Raw genomic sequence first — 3,046 nt, forward strand, 5'->3', positions numbered from 1 at the left:
AGGAGCGGCGATGGCCGACGGTCGAACCAGCACGCGATCCACCGCCCAGCCGCTCACCGCGGACCTGGTGCTCTCCGGCGGCGGCGTCCGGTTCATCGGCCTGGTGGGCGCGGTGGTCGCATTGATGGATGCCGGATACTCGGTCGAACGGGTCTCCGGCGTCTCCGGCGGGTCGGTGGTCGGCACCATCCTGGCCGCCGCCGCCCAGGGTGACCGGTTGACCGCCGCGGAGATCCGGGATCTGGCGCTCTCGGTGCCGCTGCACAGCTGGCGGGACGCCGCACCGGTCCCGCTGCTCGGCCCGGCATGGGGCTTCGTCCGCGACTCCGGCCTGTACCGTGGCGACGTCGCGCACGACTGGATCCGCGGTGAACTGAAGAACCTGGGCGTGCGCACCTGGGGCGATCTGGCCTACACCGGCGACAACCTGCTCACCGAGCGGCGCTACCGGGCGGTGGTCAGCGTCGCCGACCTGACCACCGGCCAGCTGGTCCGGCTGCCCTGGGACTACCGGCGGGTGTACGGGCTCGACCCCGACGAGCAGTCGGTGGCCGACGCGGTGCGGGCCTCGATGGCGGTGCCGTTCTTCTACCGCCCGGTGACCTTGACCAGCGCGCTGGGACGCAAATCCACCCTGGTCGACGGCGGGGTGCTGTCGAACTTTCCGATCTACACCTTCGACCGGCGCGACGGCCGCGAACCGCTGTGGCCCACCTTCGGTATCACGGTGGTGCCGGAGTTCTCCGAGGACGTCGGTGGGCTCGACGAGCTGGTCCCGGTGCTGAAACCGCTGCGGCTGTTCGGGCAGTCGCTGCTGCTGGAGAACCTGATCACCACCATGCTGGTCGGCCACGACCAGGCCTACCTGAACCAGCCCTGGGTGAGTGCGCGGGCGATCCGGGTCAACCCCACCGATGTCGGTGTGCTCGACTTCGGCATCTCCCGGCCGCGGCTGGAGCAGCTCTACGGCAACGGCTACGCCGCAACACAGAAATTCCTGTCGACCTGGGACTGGCCGGCGTACCTGGAGCGGTTCCGGCGCGCCCACTACCCGGACGCGCGGTGACGCTCAGCTGCGGTGCTTGCCTATCGCCTTGGCCACCGGATCGGCCGCCGGGGCGGCGTCGCCGCCCTGGGCCAGCCGGACGGTGACGTTCGTGGGCTGCTCGGGCAGCGCGCGGGCGTGCAGCCGGTCCTGGGCCTCCCGAGCGGCCCGGTTGACCCGGTCCACCTCGCGGCGGAACACGTCCGGTCGGGTCTCCTTGCTGGCGTAGTGGAAGTAGCTGAGCAGGCTGCGCAGCAGCTCCAGCTTCTGCTTCTCCCGGGTGGCCAGGTCGTGGGTGGTCAGCAGCTCGATCCGCTGCACCGGCGGCAGCTCGTGCCAGTCCAGGGTCACCCGGTTCTGGAATCGGCCGGAACCTCGCCGCCACGGCCGCCACCGAGCGGAGCCGTGCGGGCGGTCGGCGTAGCTGACCGCCCCGGTGAACCGGGACTCGATGGAGTCGCCGAGCTCGGCGCGGTCGATCGCCGAATCCCACACCGTGCGCCATTCCTGGCCCGGCGCCAGCACCGGCAGCTCCTCGGGGAGCTGTAGCGTGACCACGTCGGCGTAGCCGTCGACGGCCGTCTCGTAGCGGGCCACGGTGAGCGGGCGGTCGAAGGAGAACCGGATGTCGTAGGCCGGGGTCTGCCCGAAGTTGCGGGCCACCAGCTCGATGATGTGCCAGTCGGCGGCGTGCGATTCCATGAACACCGTCACGTGCGGGCGGGTCTTCTCCAGGGTCAGCCGGCGGTTCTCGCGCAGCAGCCGGCCCAGGTAGATCAGCGCGACCAGGCCGACCGCGCAGCCCGCCCAGGCGGCCATCGCCAGCCAGGCGCCCGGTCCGGCGTCGGACAGCTGCTGCCAGTGCTCCTCGACCCACCCCATCGGATTCACCTCCCGCTTATATCACAGGTAGGCTCGGATCGACCCAGGCCAGCCTCGATCGGCCCTGGTCAGCCGCCCATCAGGGCGTGCCACTGGGTCAGGTCGCCGGCCCGGTAGACGAAGTTGGAGCGCTTCACCTCGTCGAGCGGGGCGCTCGGGTCGGCCGAATACCAGTGCCCGGGGAAGACGGTCGGATTGCCGGGCAGCGCGGCCAGCTGGTGCAGGCTGCGGTACAGCGCCGTGGAGTCGCCGCCGGGAAAGTCGGTGCGACCGCAGCCCTCCAGGAACAGGGTGTCCCCGGTGACCAGCCGGTTGTCGACCAGGAAGCACTGGCTGCCCGGGGTGTGCCCCGGGGTGTGCAGCAGCTCGATGTCGACGGCACCGACGCTGACCGTGTCGCCGTGCTGGTGGGCGGCGAGGTCGGTCAGCGGAATCCCGGTGATCCGGGCGACCCAGGGGGCTTCGTCGCTGTTGACGTGCACCGGCACGCTGACCCGCTCCAACAACTCGGACAGGCCTTTGAGGTCGAAGCCCATCATCGAGCCGCCGACGTGGTCGGGGTGGTGGTGGGTGACCAGCACGCCGGATATCCGCATGCCGTCGGCCTCGGCGGCGTCGGCCAGGTCGCCGGCGGCGTAGGCCGGGTCGACGACCACCGCCTCGCCGGACTCCCGGTCGCCGATCAGGTAGGCGAAGTTGCGCATCTGGGTGGCGATCGGGTCGCCGACGGCGAAATCGCGGCCGGAGAGCAGCTGGCGAAAGTACAGCCGGTCGGAGTCGGGCACGCCACCCAGCGTAAGCGGCGATCGCAAGGGCGGCGGAGCCGGGCGCGGCGGGTCGCCGCCGTTGGGTCTGCGGCGATCGCAAGGGCGGCGGAGCCGGGCGCGGCGGGTCGCCGCCGTCAAGTCGGGCAGCGGGGGCGGGTGACATGCGGTTTGGTAGCGGTTGAGCCGAGACGGTACCCTCTTTAAGGCTTGCGGCGCCGTTACATTGGTCGCCGCGGGCGAACGGCCCCCTTAGCTCAGTCGGCAGAGCGTTTCCATGGCAAGGACAAGGTCAACTGTTCGCTTCCGTTAGGGGGCTCGGTGGACGCCGGGCAGGCTGGCGAGTACCCGAGGC

General features: G+C 71.0%; 3 protein-coding genes and 1 tRNA gene. 2 read left to right on the forward strand and 2 right to left on the reverse strand.

Annotated elements, in window-relative coordinates; all coding sequences use genetic code 11:
• The first annotated feature begins 10 nt into the window (after positions 1–10).
• Positions 11–1,066, forward strand: a complete 1,056-nt coding sequence (locus AC2VNT_RS14555) for a patatin-like phospholipase family protein (RefSeq protein ID WP_486947535.1) — start codon at positions 11–13, stop codon at positions 1,064–1,066.
• Positions 1,067–1,069: 3 nt separating this feature from the next.
• Here AC2VNT_RS14555 and AC2VNT_RS14560 read toward each other — a convergent pair whose 3' ends face one another.
• Both AC2VNT_RS14560 and AC2VNT_RS14565 read right to left on the reverse strand, forming a co-directional pair.
• Complete coding sequence (locus AC2VNT_RS14560; protein WP_486947533.1) at positions 1,070–1,927, reverse strand: hypothetical protein; 858 nt, start codon at positions 1,925–1,927, stop codon at positions 1,070–1,072.
• 68 nt (positions 1,928–1,995) lie between these two features.
• Entirely contained in the window at positions 1,996–2,712 is a 717-nt protein-coding gene (locus AC2VNT_RS14565; RefSeq protein ID WP_486947534.1) for an MBL fold metallo-hydrolase, read from the reverse strand.
• Between the two features lie 225 nt (positions 2,713–2,937).
• Here AC2VNT_RS14565 and AC2VNT_RS14570 point away from each other — a divergent pair.
• Positions 2,938–3,010: transfer RNA gene (locus AC2VNT_RS14570), tRNA-Ala, on the forward strand.
• The last annotated feature ends 36 nt before the right edge of the window (positions 3,011–3,046 follow it).

The organism is Mycobacterium sp. TH-M15 (genome assembly GCF_057473705.1).